The following is a 17,045-nucleotide window of genomic DNA, read 5'->3' as shown; positions in this document are numbered from 1 at the left end:
ATCAGCATCATGGCAGAAGTACGTCCGGATGAAGTATCCGCCATCCTGCGGGAGCAGTTGTCTAACTTCAAGACCGAAGCCGAACTAGAAGAAGTTGGCACGGTGCTGCAAGTTGGCGACGGGGTAGCTCGCATCTACGGATTGGGCCAGGCCCAATCAGGTGAGTTGCTTGAATTTGAAAATGGCTTACAAGCACTGGTTCTAAACCTCGAAGAAGACAATGTAGGTGCCGTAATGCTTGGCGACTACAGCGACATTCGGGAAGGAGCTACCGTGCGCCGAACCAATAAGATTGCCTCGATCCAAGTGGGTGACGGCATCATTGGCCGCGTAGTGAATACCCTAGGTCAGCCTATTGATGGTCGTGGTCCGGTTCAGGGGCAGACTTACGATATGCCTTTGGAGCGTAAAGCTCCTGGCGTTATCTACCGTCAGCCTGTAAACGAGCCACTGCAAACGGGTATCAAGGCTATTGACGCCATGATTCCGATTGGTCGCGGTCAGCGTGAGCTGATCATCGGTGACCGCCAGACGGGGAAGTCGACGGTAGCGCTTGACACTATCCTGAACCAACGTGAGTACTTTGAGCGCGGTGAGCCTGTTTTCTGCATTTACGTAGCTGTTGGTCAGAAAGCCTCGACCGTAGCGCAGGTAGTAAATGCCCTGACCCGCGGCGGTGCTATGGACTACACGGTGGTGGTAGCCGCTTCGGCTTCCGACCCGGCTCCGATGCAGTTCTTCGCGCCTTTCACCGGTGCTGCTATCGGCGAGTTCTTCCGCGACACGGGCCGCCCGGCTTTAGTTGTGTATGATGACTTGTCGAAGCAGGCCGTGGCTTACCGCGAGGTGTCGCTGCTGCTGCGCCGTCCTCCAGGACGTGAGGCATACCCTGGTGATGTGTTCTACCTGCACAGCCGCTTGCTCGAGCGTGCTGCGAAGATCAACGCTTCCGACGCTATTGCCCGCGACATGAACGACCTTCCCGAGAGCATCAAGCACTTGGTAAAAGGCGGTGGTTCGCTGACGGCTTTGCCGCTCATCGAAACACAGGCTGGTGACGTATCGGCGTACATTCCAACGAACGTAATTTCGATTACGGATGGTCAGATCTTCCTCGAAACTAACCTGTTCAACTCAGGTGTGCGTCCTGCTATCAACGTGGGTATCTCGGTGAGCCGCGTAGGTGGTAACGCTCAGATCAAGTCGATGAAGAAAGTGGCTGGTACGCTGAAGCTGGATCAGGCGCAGTTCCGCGAGCTAGAGGCTTTTGCTAAATTCGGATCAGACCTAGACGCCTCAACCAAACTCACCATTGAGCGTGGCCGTCGTAACCTGGAGATTTTGAAGCAGCCGCAATTCTCGCCGGTGAAAGTGGAAGATCAGGTGGCTATCATCTACGCTGCTACAAACGGCTTACTCGACCAAGTGCCGGTAGACAAGGTTCGTACGTTTGAGGCCGATTTCCGTCAGGTGATGCAGACGCGTCATCCGGAAGAGCTGAAGGCGCTGAAAGCCGGTAAATTAGATGACTCTATCACCAGCGCAATTCGTCAGGTAGCAAAAGACCTTTCGGCTGCTTACGCGAAGTAACTAGCTAGATGGCTAAATGGTTGGTCGTTCGCACCTAGGTGCCAGAACAATCAATCATTTAGCCATTTAACAATTCAACCATTCAATAAATGGCTAGCTTAAAAGAAGTTCGTAACCGTATCGTGTCGGTGCAGAGCACACAGCAAATCACCAAAGCCATGAAAATGGTGGCGGCGGCTAAGCTACGTCGGGCTCAGGATAACATTTTGCGGATGCGCCCCTACGCGCAGCGGCTCAACAGCATTCTGAGTAACCTGACTAGCCTAGCAGGTGACGATGATATGGTAAGCGAGTACGGCGTTCAGCGTGATGTGAACCGCGTACTTATTATCGCTATTACTTCCGACCGAGGCTTGGCTGGTGCATTCAACAGCAACATCTTCAAAGGAGTAAACCAGTTGATTGCTGAGCGCTACGCAACGCAGGCTGCGGCTGGCAATATCACGGTAATGGCCATCGGTAAGCGGGCCCACGATTACTTCTCGAAGCGTGGTCCGGTGCTGGGCGAGTACACGCACGTTTTCAGCCAGCTTTCCTTCGATACGGTTCGTGTTGCAGCTGAGCAGGCGATGGAGGGCTTCCGCAATGGTCAATTCGATCAGGTGGTGGTGGTGTACAACGAATTCAAGAACGTAGCGACCCAGATCGTGCGCTCGGAGCAGCTGCTGCCGCTGGTGCCTACTGAGGCACCTGCTGAAGCTGTTGCGACTTCCAACATCGACTACATCTTCGAGCCTTCGAAAGAGGAAATCGTACAAACGCTTATCCCACAGTCGCTCAAGATTCAGCTCTACAAGGCGGTATTAGAAAGCAATGCTTCGGAGCACGGCGCACGGATGACGGCCATGGACAAGGCTACGGAAAACGCCGGTGAGCTACTCAAGTCGCTCAAGCTGACGTATAACCGTACGCGCCAGGCAGCTATTACCACGGAGATTCTCGAAATCGTAGGTGGCGCTGAGGCTTTAGCTTCCAGCCGATAAGCAGTAAACAACAGCAAATGAAAAAGCCGGCTTCTATCCAGAAGCCGGCTTTTTCATTCTGGCTTAAAGCTTCTTACTGCAGCTTCATATACTTTCGCTTTGCGCGTTGTTTATCGGGTTTCGGAACAATGGGATGTTGCTCCAATAAATCCAGCACATCCTGCGGAACGAGTTCGGTAAAATCCTTGATGATCTTCATCGGGTTTTGAAACTTACTGGCATCCACTGAGGTGCTTAGGCAGATACAGCGCATGCCGGCTTTGTAGGCGGCTTGTTCACCTAGCACTGCATCTTCAAAAACGACGCAGCGCTCGGGCGGAATACCTAGCTTTTGCGACACAACGGAGAATGTATCGGCGTGCGGCTTGCCTTTTTCAACATCAGCAGCGCCGGTTATCACATCAAAGAAGGGGCGCAGATGCAGATGATCGATGATATAGCCAATGGTATCAGGAGCAGAACCGGTACCTAGGCCAATCTTGAATCCGGCTTTCTTGGCGGCTTCCAAGAATTTTCGTAAGCCGGCAAGCTCTTGGCGCTTGTCCCAGTAGATGACGCGGTAGAGAAACTCACGCTGATCAGCGTAGCGCTTAAGCTCTTTCTCGGGTACGGGATGCTGAAAAACCGTTTTGAGAATGGCAGTAGCGGGCATGCCGTTCAGTCGCTCGAGCAAGTGCCGGGCGTTGGTGGTCAGGCCATGCTCGCGAAAAAGCAGTTGAAAGGCTTCGGCTTGATAATCGGTATTATCGATGATGACGCCATCCATATCGAAGATGAGCGCGTAAGATTGGTCAGTAGGCATTCAGGTTTGAAAACAAGGCGCTTTAACAGAAAAGTAACAGCCTATTCCTACGTAAGACGCCTAGCTTTGGACGCTAAGGCCGAGATTCGGCTTTGTGAATTTATCTTTGGCGATTCATCAAGCTAGCTTGTAACGTTGGCTACTTAACTTTTTTGCTTTTGAAAAAGACCTTGCTCTTGCTGATAACTGCCGCGCTGGCGGGCACTTCATTTGGTCAGAAAAAAGGAAAGCCGCTCGACCGGCCCAAACTTGTTGTTGGTATTGTGGTAGATCAGATGCGCTACGATTACCTGTACCGCTACTGGGATAAGTTTGGGAGCAATGGTTTCCGGCGCTTGCTAGGGGAGGGCTTCAGCTACGAGAACACCCACTACAATTACGTGCCGACTTATACTGGGCCGGGCCACGCCAGCATCTACACGGGTACTACGCCTGCTGTGCATGGCATTGTGGGCAACAACTGGTGGGTGCGGGAAGAAGGAAAAGCAACCTACGTTACCGAAGACAAAACCGTGCAGTCGATAGGTGGCTCGACAGCGGCCGGACAACAGTCGCCGCGCCACATGCTAGCTTCTACCATTACCGATGAGTTGCGCTTGGCGACAAATTTTCAGGCCAAAGTCATTGGTTTAAGCATGAAAGACCGGGGCTCTATTCTGCCGGCCGGGCACTCAGCGAATGCGGCTTATTGGTACGACGGCACCAATGGCGCATTCATCAGCAGCACATTCTACCAGGCTGCCTTGCCGGAATGGGTGGTGCAGTTCAACAACCGCAAGCTTCCGGAGCAATACCTGTCGAAGCCGTGGGAAACGTTGCTGCCCATCGCGCAATACACGGAAAGCACGGCCGACGACGTAGCCTGGGAAGGCGCTTTCAAGGGCGAAGCTAGGCCTGTTTTTCCACATGACCTGCCCACGCTAAGCGGAGTTGACATTGCCGCGGGTCGTGCGGGCCTACGTGCCGGCGCCGATGCTTCCGTGGCGACAAAATCGGCGAACTATGACCTGATTCGCTCCACGCCTTTCGGCAATACGCTTACGGCTGATTTCGCCATTGAAGCCATCCGGGCGGAGCAGATGGGACAGCGTGGCATCACGGACTTCCTGGCCGTCAGCTTTTCCTGCACCGACTACGTGGGTCACCAATTTGGCCCCAACGCCATCGAGACCGAAGACACGTATCTGCGGCTGGACCAAGACCTAGGTCGCTTGCTGGAATACCTGGATAAAACCGTTGGGAAAGGCCAGGCGCTTGTGTTTCTGAGCGCTGACCACGGCGCGGCCCACTCGCCCGATTTCCTGCGCGATAAGCGCATTCCGGCGGGCTCGGTAGGCCCCTCGCTCATGCGCGACTCCTTGCAACACGAGCTGGTGCGGCGGCATGGGGCGGGCAAATGGGTGCTTACTTACGAAAACCAGCAGGTGTACCTCAACCGGCCCCTCATCGCGCAGAAGAAGCTGGATCTGTATGCCTTCCAGGCCGAAGTAGCTAGCATTATGATCAATTTTGCGGGCGTCACGCGGGCCATTGCTGCGGAAGATGTACAGAAGTCGCACTGGGAAAGCGGGATGCTGATGTACCTGGAGAATGGCTACTATCCCAAGCGCAGCGGCGACGTGCTGGTGGTGCTGGAACCCGGCTGGCTCGAATCGTACGCGTACCCGATCAACCGCGGAACTACCCACGGGAGTCCTTCCGCATATGATACGCACGTACCACTGCTGTTCTGGGGCTGGCATGTGCGCCACGGCGAATCGAATGTGCCAGCCAAAATCACGGACATCGCCGCCACAGTGGCGCGCTACCTGCACATCCAGGAGCCGGACGGCTGCACGGGCACGCCGCTGCTGGAAGTGCTGAGTAAGTAGATGAAGCTCAGGGACCGTAAGCAGGCGTTTAGCGGGAGTCTAACCTAATAGGAGCGGCTACGTTTATAAGCATCTATTTTCCTTGTCTTGCTGAGTATAGCAGAAATCTGATTTTTCTGAGATTTTCTGTGAAATTTCTGCGCGCGCCTTCTTATTTTTGAAAGAACTCCTAGGTTATATTCCCTAAACCTAGTCATTTTATTCCCTCCGAAAATGAACCACTTTAACCCCTGGCACGACGTTGAGCGTGGCGAAAACTCCCCTAGTGTTGTAAACGGCATTATCGAAATCCCGAAAGGATCGAAAGGTAAATATGAGCTTGACAAGAAAAGTGGCCTGCTCAAGCTGGATCGGGTGCTGTTCTCGGCCGTTCACTATCCGGCCGCTTACGGCTTCATTCCGCAGACCTACTGCGACGACAAAGACCCGCTCGATATCCTGGTAATCTGCTCCGTAGATGTGGTGCCGATGTGCATTATCGACGCGAAAGTGATTGGTGTGATGCAGATGGTCGACCAAGACGAGGAAGACGACAAGATTATTGCCGTGGCCGCCAACGACGTATCCGTAAACCACTTCAATGATATTTCCGACCTGCCGCCGCACACGCTGCTGGAAATGCGCCGCTTCTTTGAAGACTACAAGGCACTGGAGCACAAGCAAGTAACGGTAGAGCGTTTCATGGGCCGCGAAGATGCGTACCGCATCATCGAAGACAGCATCAAGCTCTACAACGAGACTTTCCCGATGGGCAGCGCCACGCCGGAGTCGTCGAAGCAAGAAGCGGGCGTAGAGCTGTAGAAACGTAACTGCTTCTAGCTGAGCAATTCGCAGCTTAAGCACTAAAAAACCTCCTGTTGCACTTGAGCATGGGAGGTTTTTTGTCGTTTAGGACTAATAGCAAACCTAGCTTTGCCCGACTCTCTCCCGCACTTTTCTTATGGCTACCCACCCATCTTCGTCCCCTTTTCGCCGCTTCGTATACGAAAACAGCCTGCTGCTCGTCGGGACTGCGATGGTGCTGGTAACAATGGTAGGGCAGTATCTCACTGGCTGGCGCGAGAACAATGCCGACCTGGAGCAAATGCACCTGCTGCCGCTGACCCTAGGTCAGTACTTCACGTCCGGGCATTTTCTGGAAGCTACGTTTGAGAACTGGGAAAGCGAATTTCTCCAAATGGCTGTGTATGTGCTGCTCACGGTCTGGTTTCGGCAGCGCGGCTCCTCCGAGTCGAAGAAGCTGTACGAGCAGGAGGAAGTGGACCGGGACCCTGACCCCAGCAAGCCCGACGCGCCCGCGCCAGTGCGCTGGGGAGGCCTTTGGCTAGCCTTGTACAAGCACTCTCTGAGCTTGGCGCTGTTCCTGCTGTTTCTGGGCGCCATGTGGCTGCACGCACGGGGCGGAATGCAGGTTTACAACATCGAGCAGGCGCACGAGCACAAGCCGCCGGTAACAACCCTAGGGTACATGCAGACGGCGCGTTTCTGGTTCGAGTCGTTTCAGAACTGGCAGAGCGAGTTCGTTTCCATTATTACCATCGTGGGCCTGTCGATATTCCTGCGTCAGCAGCACTCGCCCCAGTCGAAGCCCGTTGATGCCAGCTACGCGGAAACAGGGGAGTAAGGACCTAGGTCGCGGCGGCGCGTTGAACCCTTGTGCGCTTTGCCTGTTCTATTTCTTGCTGCCCTTCGTATATGCCTAGCTATGCGCAACTTCGGTGACTCTACGCCTGCTTCCGCTACCACCTCATTCGCCGGCCTGAAGCGGTGCGTGGATGCGCTGCTCTACAGCAGCGCGTGGCTGGCCGCGGCAGCCGTAGGACTCACCTGGGCCACGTTTCTGTTCTGGCGGGTCGATGTGCCGTTTCGGCTGGCCATGCTGATCTTCACGGCGACGCTGTTTCTCTACAACATCGACAGCGTGCTGCCCTACAAGTACAGCCAGCAGCTGGTGCTATCAGAGCGCAAGCTGTGGATGATCAATCACCGCCGCGAGCTGTTCTTGCTGGCCCTAGGTTCGTTGGCGGTGGCGGGGCTGCTCTTCTGGCTCGATGGGTGGGAGCACCTCCTCGGTTTTCTGGGGCACCTGGCGGCTATTTCGCTGCTCTACTCGCTACCGGTGGCGCGAGTGAAGGGCAAGTGGCGCGCCCTACGCGATTTTCCGCTGCTGAAAGTGTTTCTGATTGCGTATGTGTGGGCCGCTGTCACGGTCTGGATTCCGGCTTTTTACCTCTCCAAACCGCTTCTGTCGCCGGTGGTGCTGGTGTTGTTTGGGCGGCGCTTCCTGTTCATTCTGGCCTTGGCTTTCGTGTTCGATATTCGCGATTATACCAAAGACCGGCTCACGGGCACCCGCACGTTTCCGGGCGTTTTTGGGGTGAAAGCCACCAAAATATTCGCCCTGACGGTGCTGGTGGTTTCCAGCTTTCTCATCCCGCAGGGCGTATTGCACCACAGCCTGCTGGTGCTCACGGTGCCTACGCTGCTGGCCGGCGCCATCATCTGGTTTGCCGACGAAACCCGCCCTGATTACTACTTTGCCCTACTGGCCGATGGCGTGATGCTGGTGCAGTTTCTGGCCGTGTACCTGGTTTCCTGAGTTGGAGCGCTACTTGCGCTTGCTCGTTTACCGGCGCAGCTAACTAGTTCGCCTCAGTAGTGAACTAGTTTGGGTCGGAGGCGAACTGGGTAGCTAAAAAGGCAAACTACTTCGCTTTTGTAGTGAATTAGTTTGGGGCAAAAGCCACTAAGTTGGCCTCCGACCCGAACTAGTTCGCCGAGCTGGCAAACCAGTTAGCCACCGCAGCTATCTAAGTCGCCTCAAAACCAACCTAGGTACTGAATTGGAAGGCCTGCTTCCCCGGTTAGTTTGCTTACTGCTCACTTTGCTCCACAACCGAGCATTCTAGAAGAGTGGCTGCGTTATCAACTCCTGGAAAGTGGGTCCCAAAAACCGCGTGATATCGCCGGCACTGAGGCCTGCTTCGCCGGTTTGCTGGGCCGCCAGGTCGCCGGCGCGGCCGTGGGCATACACCCCCAGCAGCGCCGCATCCAGGGGCGAGAGAAACGAATGGCCCCGCAGCGCCGTCAGCACGCCCGTTAGCACGTCGCCGCTGCCGCCGGTGCCCATGCCGGGGTTGCCGGTGCTGTTGAAGTAGAACTGCCCGTCAGGCGTGCCCAGGCAGGTGTAGGCGCCTTTCAGGACCACGTAGCAGCGGTGCTGCTGGCAGAAGGTACGCAGCAGCTCTAGGCGGTGATAATCGTCGCGGGCAGGTTCGGTGAGGCGCTCGAATTCCTTGGGGTGCGGCGTGAGCAGCGTATCGGGTGGGAGCAGGGCCAGCAGGTCGCGGTTCTGGCCGAGCAGATTCAGGGCGTCGGCATCCAGCACGAGCGGCGCTTTGGCTTCGCGCAGCAACCTGGCCAGCACCTCTTTGGTGGCAGCTTCCTGCCCAATGCCGGGCCCCATACCGATAGCCGAATAGGATTTCAGCTCGGGTAGCTCGGTAATGAAATCGGGGTGCGGATCGATGAGCGCCATAGCTTCGGGCACGGCGGTTTGCACCACGTCGTAGCCGATGGCGGGCGTACGCAGCGTGAGTAACCCTACGCCGCTGTGCAGACAAGCCTTTGTAGCCAACACTGCCGCCCCGATTTTGCCCTTGCTGCCGGCCAGCAGCAGCGCGTGCCCGTAGGTGCCTTTGTGTCCGAATTTCGCCCGTTTCGGGAGCTTGCCGGCCAGCAGCGTCGCATCCACGAAGTACATCGCCGTTTCGGTTTGCGCAATAAACTCCCGATTCAGGCCAATCGGGAGCAGGTGCCACTCCCCGACAAACCCCGCGTTCTGCGGCAGCAAAAAAGCTAGCTTCGGCAGCTCGAAGCTCACGGTATGATGCGCCCGTACCACGGCACTGTCCTTCGGCTGGGGCGCATCGGTCAGCAAGCCGGAGGGCATATCGATGGCTACTACGCGGCTTTGCGAGGCATTCAGATGCTGCACCATGGTAGCCGCCAGGCCTTCCAGCGGCCGGCTCAGGCCCGTGCCGAATAGGGCATCAATGACTAATGTGGCGGGCGTAAGCGCCGGCAGGTTTTCCGGACCTAGGTCTGCGACGGGCACCGCGGCGGGCAGGCGCTGCCGGTTGGTCGTAAAATCTGCCGAGTGCTTTTCGGCGGGCAGCAGCAACACGCGCACCTGGTAGCCACATTGGTGCAGCTGGCGGGCCGTCACCAGTCCGTCGCCGCCGTTGTTGCCGGGGCCCGCCAACACGAGAATTTCGCCCGCCTCCGTAGGCAACTGCCGGTTGGTGAGCCAATCGGTGAAGGCCGTAGCGGCCCGCTCCATGAGCGCATCGGAGCTGCTGTTTTCGGCCTGAATGGTCGCCTGATCGGCTTGGTGCGTTTGGGCGGCGGTTAGAATCTTCATAATAAGCTTAACCCGTGAGGCGAAATTTGTGGTTTTGAACGCCTCTTTTTACGCAACCGCGGCCGAGCTGGTCGGGCTAGACGGGTCGAAAGAAGATGGCAGGGGAACTGCCAAGACTGATTCGCGTTGAAGAATATAGTCCTTTCCCTGCGCCTTCGGGCAGCCCTCAGTAACCGTTTCATGAAAGACGATACCATTCTAAACCAAGGCATTCCCCTTTCAACTTCTTTGGATCTGAACGCGGAAGGAGGCCGTCGCCTCCGCACGCTTTTGGCGCCGGATAGAAAGCGGGTAGCTTTCATTTCCGCGCTAGCCGTGCTGATCGGCACCTTTATCAGCATCATCGCCAAAGATCTGGTGTACCTGATCAACTTGGTTACAAACCTAGCTTTCTACCAGACGATTTCGGTGAAGTACCACAGCCCGGCGCAGAACAACCTAGGTTTGTGGGTTATCGTTGTGCCGGCCATTGGCGGCCTGATCGTTGGGCTGATGGCGCTGTACTGGTCGAAGGCGATTCGCGGGCACGGCATTCCGGAAGCCATTGAGCAGGTGCTCACCAATCAAAGCCGCATCAAGCCATCCATCACATTTCTGAAGCCGTTGTCGGCCGCTATTTCCATTGGCACAGGTGGGCCGTTCGGTACCGAAGGCCCGATTATCGCCACCGGGGGCGCCTTTGGCTCTACCATCGGCCAGATCTTCAAAATCACGCACAACGAGCGCAAGATCCTGCTGGCCGCCGGCGCCACTGCGGGCATGACGGCCGTATTCGGCTGCCCGATTGCGGCTATTTTCCTGGCTATTGAGCTGCTGCTGTTTGAGTTTTCGCCTCGCTCCATCATTCCGGTGGCTTTGGCTTGCATCACGGGTGCGGCCGGTCACCATTTGCTGTTTGAGAACGGCCCGGAGTTTAAAATGGCCGATTTTGCCGCTCCCGACAACTTTGCTCTGGCCGCTTACAGCGTCATTGGCATTGCCATCGGTGGTATTTCGGTGCTGGTTACCAAGATCGTGTTTTGGGTGGAAGACCTCTTCGAGGAGCTGCCGATTCATTGGATGTGGTGGCCGGCGATGGGTGGCCTGGTGGTGGGCGTAATCGGGTATTTCGCGCCGCGGACCCTAGGTGTCGGCTACGAAAACATCGGCGACATGCTGGCCGGTCGCCTACCGCTCATGCTAATTCTCTCGCTGTGCCTGCTCAAGTTTACGTCGTGGGTTATTGCGCTGGGCAGCGGCACCTCGGGCGGTACCCTAGGTCCGTTGCTCACGATTGGCGCGGCCAGCGGCGCGCTGCTGGGCGGCGTGGTATTGCAGCTGTTTCCCGGCTCCAATATCAACCTGCCGCTGGCGGCGCTGGTGGGCATGTCGGCCATGTTCGCGGGCGCTTCGCGTGCTTTGCTGACGTCCATCGTGTTTGCTCTCGAAACCACCATGCAGTCGCAGGCGCTGCTGCCGCTGCTAGGGGCTTGCACGGGCTCGTATCTAGTGTCGTTTTTCCTGATGGGCAATACCATTATGACGGAGAAAATAGCGCGCCGCGGTGTCAGCACACCCGATTCCTTTGAGCCGGATGTGCTGGAAAAAGTGACCGTGGGGCAGGTGCTGCGCGAAGGCGGCGAAACTATCAGCGGCGACAACAGCGTGGCCGAAGTGCGCGAATGGCTCGAAGCGGGCCACGGCACGCCGGGCACGTACTTCATTATCGTTAGCAACGAAGGTCAGTTTGAAGGCATCGTGAGCTTCACCCAGCTTTTCGACCTGCACACCACCACCGATTTGCCGGTGCGGGCCCTGATCAGTCAGAAGCCTGCTACCATCACCGACAGCAGCACGTTGCGCCGGGCCGTCGAAATCATGTCGCGCGAGAAGGTGGACGTGCTGCCTGTGCTGGCCAGCAAGAAGAAAGGAACTGTTGTGGGCGTACTTTCCTACCGGGATATCCTATCGGCGTACCAGCTGCAGCAAGCCGATTACAACAGCCCGCAGGCCAATATTTCGCTGAAGCGCCGGAGCATTCGCATTCTGCTGCGCGGCCAGCATCTGCTGCGGGTAAGCAAAGTGGGGAAGGTGAAAGAGAAGAATGTTAGCGAAAGCTAGGTTTTCTGCTCGCTAAGCGCAGTAGCGCAGTTCGGATTACTGATTTAAACTTCCGGCGCCTGAGTTCGTTTGCAATAGAATCTATTTGTTGATTGGACTTCGTAATCCCAAAGCCATGCAAAACTGGAATGATGTTATCCGCCTTGCCAACCACGGTGGTCCCGCCCCGGAGCATCGGGTGGAGAAAACCGATGCGGAGTGGAAAGCGCAGCTCACTCCTGAGCAATACTACGTAACCCGCCAGCACGGCACCGAGCGGGCTTTCACCGGCGAATACTGCGAGGCGCACGAGCCTGGCTTGTACGCCTGCGTGTGCTGTGGCACGCCGCTCTACGACTCGCGCACCAAGTTCGAGTCGGGCACGGGCTGGCCTAGCTTCACGCAGCCGGTGCAGGAAAAAGCCATCCGCTACAAGAAAGACACCAGCTACGGCATGACCCGCGTGGAAGTGCTCTGCAACGTGTGCGACGCGCACCAGGGCCACGTTTTCCCCGACGGTCCGCCGCCGAGCGGCTTGCGGCTGTGCATCAACTCGGCCGCTATCAAGCTGGTGCAGGCGCAAAAAGAAGCGGTGTAAAAACCTAGGTTTCAGTAGATGAAAAGAGCGGCTGGTTATTCCGGCCGCTCTTTTTGTTTCTGCCTGAAAGAAACCTGCGTACGGTTGCACCTAGGTTTGCAGACGCATGTTCTACTAAGATAATGATCAGCACTGCCGGGCTTTCTGTAGCTTGCAAACCTAGGTTATGCTGCCTGAACTTGCCGTAACTTATTCGCTGTACCGCTAAAACTCTCTGCCTTATGTCGCTGCTGTTCACTGATTTTGCCAGCTGGCAAGCCCACTGCGCCCAAACGGGCGAGCCGCTCTACCAGCCCGTGCTCGACTACGAAATTGAGCAGAAAGGCCGTGCGGAGGGGGAAATCTGGGCCGGCTTGCAACGCGCCTACGACGTGATGCGCGACGCCGTGCACACGGGCCTCACCGAAAACATGACCTCCCGTTCGGGGATGGTAAACAACGGGGCCAAGAAGATTGCCGCCTCGCCCGTCACGGTGTTGTCGCCGGAATTCAAGCAGCTGGTAACTAGGGCCCTAGGAGCCAAGGAGGTAAACTCGTGCATGGGCAGGGTGGTGGCAGCTCCCACGGCCGGCGCCTCCGGAATTTTGCCCGGTGTGCTGGTGACGCTGCAAGACCTGCACAAGCTCGACGACCGCAAGATTCTGGAAGGCTTGCTCGTAGCTGCCGGCATTGCCCTGATCATTGAGCAAAATGCCTCGTTGGCCGGTGCCGTGGGCGGCTGCCAGGCCGAAACCGGCAGCGCGGCCGCTATGGGCAGCGGCGCCATCGTGTATTGCCTGGGCGGCGATGTAGACCAAACCTTTGCCGCCGTGGCCATCACTATTCAGTGCATGCTAGGTCTGGTGTGCGACCCGGTGGCGGGACTGGTGGAAGTGCCCTGCGTGGTCCGCAATGCTTCGGCCGCTGCCATTGCCTTTTCCTCCGCCCAGATTGCCATTGCCGGCGTCGACCCGGTTATCCCCGTGGATGAGTGCGTGGCGGCGCTGGGCGAAGTAGGTCAGAGTATGGAAACCCGCTACAAGGAAACCGCCCTGGGAGGCTTGGCCAACACTCCCAGGGGCCGCCAGATTGAGCAGCGTGTATTGGTGCAGGACATCAACATCCTACCCGATGAACCGGGCGAAAACCTGTAGGCAATCATTTCCAGAAAGCACAAAAAAAGCCGACCTAGCTAGGTCGGCTTTTTTGTGCCTCTTGAGAAGCTAGATTGCTTATTGCTTAAGCACCTTCAGGCGCTGCACCTCGCCGCTGGGCAGAGTGAGCTGCACGAAGTACATGCCAATCGTTAGGCCATCGAGACTAGCTATGGGCAGGTTCGAAACGCCTTTCTCCAAAGTCAGAGCTTGCTCGCGCACCGTGCGGCCGTTCATATCGGTGAGGCGCAGCGTGGCGGTACCGCGTACGCTGCTCTGCGCCGTGAGGGTAACTTCGGAGGAGAAAGGGTTAGGCGAAGCGGAGAGAGCTGCGGCTGCTAGGTCGGCGAATTCCACTGCTTGCGGGCCGTAGAACGACTCGGTGCCATCCGTATCCAATTGGCGAAGGCGGTAGTAGCGCGTACCGGTTTTGCCAACCTCCTTGTCGGTGTAGTGGTACGTGTAGCCGGTGCTGCTGTTCGGTGCCTTAGGCTTGATGGTCGTGAGCGTACGGAACGAGCTGCCATCGGCAGATACCTGCACTTGGAAGCCGGCATTGTTTTCTTCCTGTGCAGTAGCCCAGGTAAGCACCGCATCAGCACCCTGGCGCGCGGCGGTAAAGCTGGTGAGGGCTACCGGTAGCGGGGCAGCCGTACCATCACCTAAGGTGAAAGTGCGCAGCGCATCAATGCCGTTTTGCGATAGGGTATTAGCACCCGTGTTAATAGATTCTCTGCCCAGATCCTGGAAAGCAGGGCTATTCTGGCGGGTCACAAAGAGCTTCATGTTGCCTTCTACTACTCCTGTGCCGGTCACGTCCTGGTCCTGGTAGGTGAAGACCATGGAAGCATTCAGGCCCGTGTTATTATCGGGGCGGAATTCGAAGGAACGCTTAATACCTTGTTTGTTGCCAACATTATCGAAGGCAACATTGGTGGTCCGCGTTACAAATGTGTTGCCGGGCGCCGCGCCGTAGGCCGTCACAACTATCCCGATTCCACCGAAACCTTCTGTGCGGCCTAGTGCCATTATTCGGTCGGTGCGGATAACACCACGTACGTAGCTTTGCATCGATTCAGGACCTAGCCTAGCATCGCGCCGCAGGTCAATGCCGTAAGTAGATGGATCGTAGGTGCGAGTTTCCAGCACCCCATTAATCATCCCCAGATCGTTCTGCACGTCCATACGGGTTGAGACAACCTTTACACCGCCACCCTCTACGCGAAGATTGTAGAACAAGCCCGCATCAACGGTTTGGTTGGTGCCAGCTAGGATAAAGAAGCCTCCTGTTGAGGAAAACCCGTTGGCTGGATTGATAAAGTCACCAAATACGCGCAACTCACCAGCTGATAAGTTTACCTGGCCCCGGTCAGTCAGGCTAACACCTTCGATCTGTAGCGTATGCACCTCCGCTATTTCGAATTCATTGGCAAGCTCGGGGTAGTTAATGAGCCCTCTAGGAATGGTTATATCAGTCTCTCTGGTTGGAAGCTGACGAGGGCTCCAGTTACCGGGTTCCTGCCAGCGGCTGTTCACTGCGCCGGTCCAGCGCAACTGCGATGCTGCCGGTGGGCTGGAGTTTGTGACGGTGAAAGTCGCCTGGTAGTTGGTGTTAGGGTTTCTGTTGTTGTCGAAAATCTTGAAAGTGCCGCCTGGATAAGTGCCGTCGCCCTCAAAGTATACTTCCAGAGTATAGGTTCCTACAAAGCCTGCCGCGGCTACCAGGTTGATACCCGCACTCGTAGCAGCCCATTGCCGGTCGTTGCCGCTGTTAGGGCCTTCTGCGGTAGTACGTGGCAGATTTACAGGTGAGAAACTGGGGTTAACAGGGCGTTTGCCGACTGGGTACACCGTGTAGTACAGGCGCGTCGCGACGATGGCATCACCGTTCGTGTTGTACGTGTTGGCCTCGCCACCATTGAGCAGGAGCGTGCCGGTGCTTCGGTCTACTGAACCTAGGTTCGCACCGTTAAACTGGTAGTTCGATGTAACATAATTAGTGAAGTAATAATCGTTAGCACCTCCTTTATTGATGATTACAAAGTCTTTCCAGAACCCGCTGTCCGCTTTGGCCGGCAACGCTAAGCTGGTAAGGAAGAATAAAGCAAAACCTGCGAAAAGCAGGACCCGAGTGCGCAGTGCAGAAGCTTTCCTATACAAGTCTATGGAAAGGGAAGAATAACTTCGCCGAGAGTGTACAGTTTTTTGCATGTTATTAGTATATAATAGGATTGGAGACGGCAAATATACGACAGAAGCAAATTTTAGATTGTTTTTATACAAAAAAAACTCAATTAATGTATAGATATAAATTTTAGTATATTACTTAAATTATAGAGTAGAACGTAATAAATGCCATTATTTCGCGGAAAATTGTTATAATATATTATGTTTAATATTGTAATAATTACAATTATTGCATTTGTGAAAAAACTCTTTTTCAGCCGGACAAAGGCTTCGAACTACGGTAATATAACGGGTATGCCTAGCACCTAACCCAACGATTTTAGGTCGGGAGACATGGTGAGCTTAGCCAAGTAGTCGATGGCTGCTACGTAGCGTTCGCGCAGTTCGTGGTAGTGCTGCCAGGCTTGCTCGCGGTCGGGTTTCAGGGCTAAACCTAGGTTGCTGAGCTGCTCATAGGCTGTGAAGAACGAGGCACGGTCGGGGTGCTCGATAGGTTCTTCGTCTTCCGGAACGTCGGGAGCTTTTGCGTCGGCGCTTTCATCAAAGAAGCGCGAAACCCGGCTTATCGACAGGCAACCGGCTTTAAAGCAGAGCTGCATGTGCGGGTCGGCGGGCTGGTCGATGGTGCTGATAATCAGAGCAGCTGTGTCGAGGATGATGCTGGCTGCCGTAACCCAGGAGCGGCCCGGCTGCGGCGAGCGGAAGAAGGAGAGAATGGGCAGGGAAGTGTGGCTTTCCTCAATCTCCACAAACCATTCTTCCCATCGTTCCCACTGCTCACGGTCGTCCTGCAAGCTACCGCTGCGGTTGAGCCAGCCAATCAGGTCGGGCGCCGAGCGGTTCACACCCGCCCGCAATTCCAGACGCGCCACCACCAGTTCGCGCCGCGAAAACGCCTGGTAGATGGTCGGCAGGTAGGAAATCAGCAACGTCATAAGCAGCAGACCTAGGCCGGCCTCGGAGTAGGAGAAGGCACTGATCCAGATCGACTCGGCGTTTTCGGCACCTAGGGTAAGCAGGGCGCTGCTGCTGAGTCGGTAGCACTGAAGCCAGTCTTCTTCACCTAAGGCCCAGAAAATCAGAATGTAGCCAAAGCTGGCTACTGCCAGCCAGACAATAGGTAACGATACCAGGCTCAACGGCGCATACAGCGCCATAATCCGGTCGCGCTTGGCGTAGGTCTTCTGTTTGGTAGCTAGCTGGTTGAACACAAACCGGATAGCCATAAACGTCCAGTTGTTGATCAGGACCGACTCGTTGCGGGGCATCACGAATGAGCGCACCGCAGCCAGGATAACCATAACAACCAGAAACCCACCGGCCACGAAGGCCAGCACGTGCAACAGATAGAATCCAAACATACAGGGCTGCGCTTAGCA

13 protein-coding genes are annotated in these 17,045 nt (G+C 56.1%); 9 read left to right on the top strand and 4 right to left on the bottom strand.

What is annotated here, in order from left to right; genetic code table 11:
* The first annotated feature begins 9 nt into the window (after window positions 1-9).
* Together atpA and atpG are read left to right on the top strand one after the other, a co-directional pair.
* A complete protein-coding gene (atpA, locus tag IEX74_RS15135; protein ID WP_188814851.1) occupies window positions 10-1,590 on the top strand; it encodes a F0F1 ATP synthase subunit alpha in 1,581 nt (526 codons plus the stop codon).
* Between the two features lie 89 nt (window positions 1,591-1,679).
* Window positions 1,680-2,573, top strand: coding sequence for an ATP synthase F1 subunit gamma (gene atpG / locus IEX74_RS15130; protein ID WP_188814850.1), 894 nt, complete (start codon window positions 1,680-1,682; stop codon window positions 2,571-2,573).
* Window positions 2,574-2,646: 73 nt separating this feature from the next.
* Here atpG and IEX74_RS15125 read toward each other — a convergent pair whose 3' ends face one another.
* Window positions 2,647-3,375 carry an HAD family hydrolase gene (locus IEX74_RS15125; protein WP_188814849.1) on the bottom strand — a complete coding sequence of 243 codons (729 nt, stop codon included), beginning with the start codon at window positions 3,373-3,375 and terminating at the stop codon, window positions 2,647-2,649.
* A 158-nt stretch (window positions 3,376-3,533) separates the two neighbouring features.
* Here IEX74_RS15125 and IEX74_RS15120 point away from each other — a divergent pair, with 158 nt between their 5' ends.
* From IEX74_RS15120 to IEX74_RS15105, 4 genes are all read left to right on the top strand, one after another.
* Window positions 3,534-5,246 (top strand): alkaline phosphatase family protein, encoded by a 1,713-nt coding sequence (locus tag IEX74_RS15120; RefSeq protein WP_188814848.1) that lies wholly within the window; start codon window positions 3,534-3,536, stop codon window positions 5,244-5,246.
* Between the two features lie 213 nt (window positions 5,247-5,459).
* Window positions 5,460-6,047 carry an inorganic diphosphatase gene (locus tag IEX74_RS15115; RefSeq protein WP_188814847.1) on the top strand — a complete coding sequence of 196 codons (588 nt, stop codon included), beginning with the start codon at window positions 5,460-5,462 and terminating at the stop codon, window positions 6,045-6,047.
* A gap of 139 nt (window positions 6,048-6,186) precedes the next feature.
* On the top strand, window positions 6,187-6,870 hold the full coding sequence (locus IEX74_RS15110; RefSeq protein ID WP_188814846.1) for a DUF6766 family protein: 684 nt from the start codon (window positions 6,187-6,189) through the stop codon (window positions 6,868-6,870).
* 81 nt (window positions 6,871-6,951) lie between these two features.
* A complete protein-coding gene (locus IEX74_RS15105) occupies window positions 6,952-7,845 on the top strand; it encodes a UbiA family prenyltransferase (RefSeq protein WP_188814845.1) in 894 nt (297 codons plus the stop codon).
* A 306-nt stretch (window positions 7,846-8,151) separates the two neighbouring features.
* On the opposite strand, the gene IEX74_RS15100 is transcribed toward IEX74_RS15105, so the two are convergent.
* Complete coding sequence (locus IEX74_RS15100; protein WP_188814844.1) at window positions 8,152-9,669, bottom strand: NAD(P)H-hydrate dehydratase; 1,518 nt, start codon at window positions 9,667-9,669, stop codon at window positions 8,152-8,154.
* Between the two features lie 180 nt (window positions 9,670-9,849).
* On the opposite strand from IEX74_RS15100, the gene IEX74_RS15095 reads away from it, so the two are divergent.
* The 3 genes from IEX74_RS15095 (at window position 9,850) to sdaAA (ending at window position 13,479) form a co-directional block, all read left to right on the top strand.
* Window positions 9,850-11,769, top strand: a complete 1,920-nt coding sequence (locus tag IEX74_RS15095; RefSeq protein ID WP_188814843.1) for a chloride channel protein — start codon at window positions 9,850-9,852, stop codon at window positions 11,767-11,769.
* A gap of 115 nt (window positions 11,770-11,884) precedes the next feature.
* The gene (gene msrB / locus IEX74_RS15090; RefSeq protein ID WP_188814842.1) at window positions 11,885-12,346 is read left to right on the top strand and encodes a peptide-methionine (R)-S-oxide reductase MsrB; all 462 of its coding nucleotides are present in this window, start codon (window positions 11,885-11,887) and stop codon (window positions 12,344-12,346) included.
* Between the two features lie 221 nt (window positions 12,347-12,567).
* Window positions 12,568-13,479 (top strand): L-serine ammonia-lyase, iron-sulfur-dependent, subunit alpha, encoded by a 912-nt coding sequence (gene sdaAA, locus IEX74_RS15085; protein WP_188814841.1) that lies wholly within the window; start codon window positions 12,568-12,570, stop codon window positions 13,477-13,479.
* A gap of 78 nt (window positions 13,480-13,557) precedes the next feature.
* Here the strand turns inward: sdaAA and IEX74_RS15080 are convergent, their stop codons facing one another.
* Together IEX74_RS15080 and IEX74_RS15075 are read right to left on the bottom strand one after the other, a co-directional pair.
* Window positions 13,558-15,558: a T9SS type A sorting domain-containing protein gene (locus tag IEX74_RS15080; protein WP_188814840.1), complete on the bottom strand. Its 2,001-nt coding sequence runs from the start codon at window positions 15,556-15,558 to the stop codon at window positions 13,558-13,560.
* 413 nt (window positions 15,559-15,971) lie between these two features.
* Window positions 15,972-17,027 carry a hypothetical protein gene (locus IEX74_RS15075; protein ID WP_188814839.1) on the bottom strand — a complete coding sequence of 352 codons (1,056 nt, stop codon included), beginning with the start codon at window positions 17,025-17,027 and terminating at the stop codon, window positions 15,972-15,974.
* Window positions 17,028-17,045 lie beyond the last annotated feature (18 nt).

The sequence above is a fragment of the Hymenobacter cavernae genome (assembly GCF_014641455.1).
Classification (GTDB): Bacteria; Bacteroidota; Bacteroidia; order Cytophagales; family Hymenobacteraceae; genus Hymenobacter; species Hymenobacter cavernae.
Note: the sequence above shows the minus strand (reverse complement) of the source record. Positions and strands in the feature narration are given on the sequence as shown.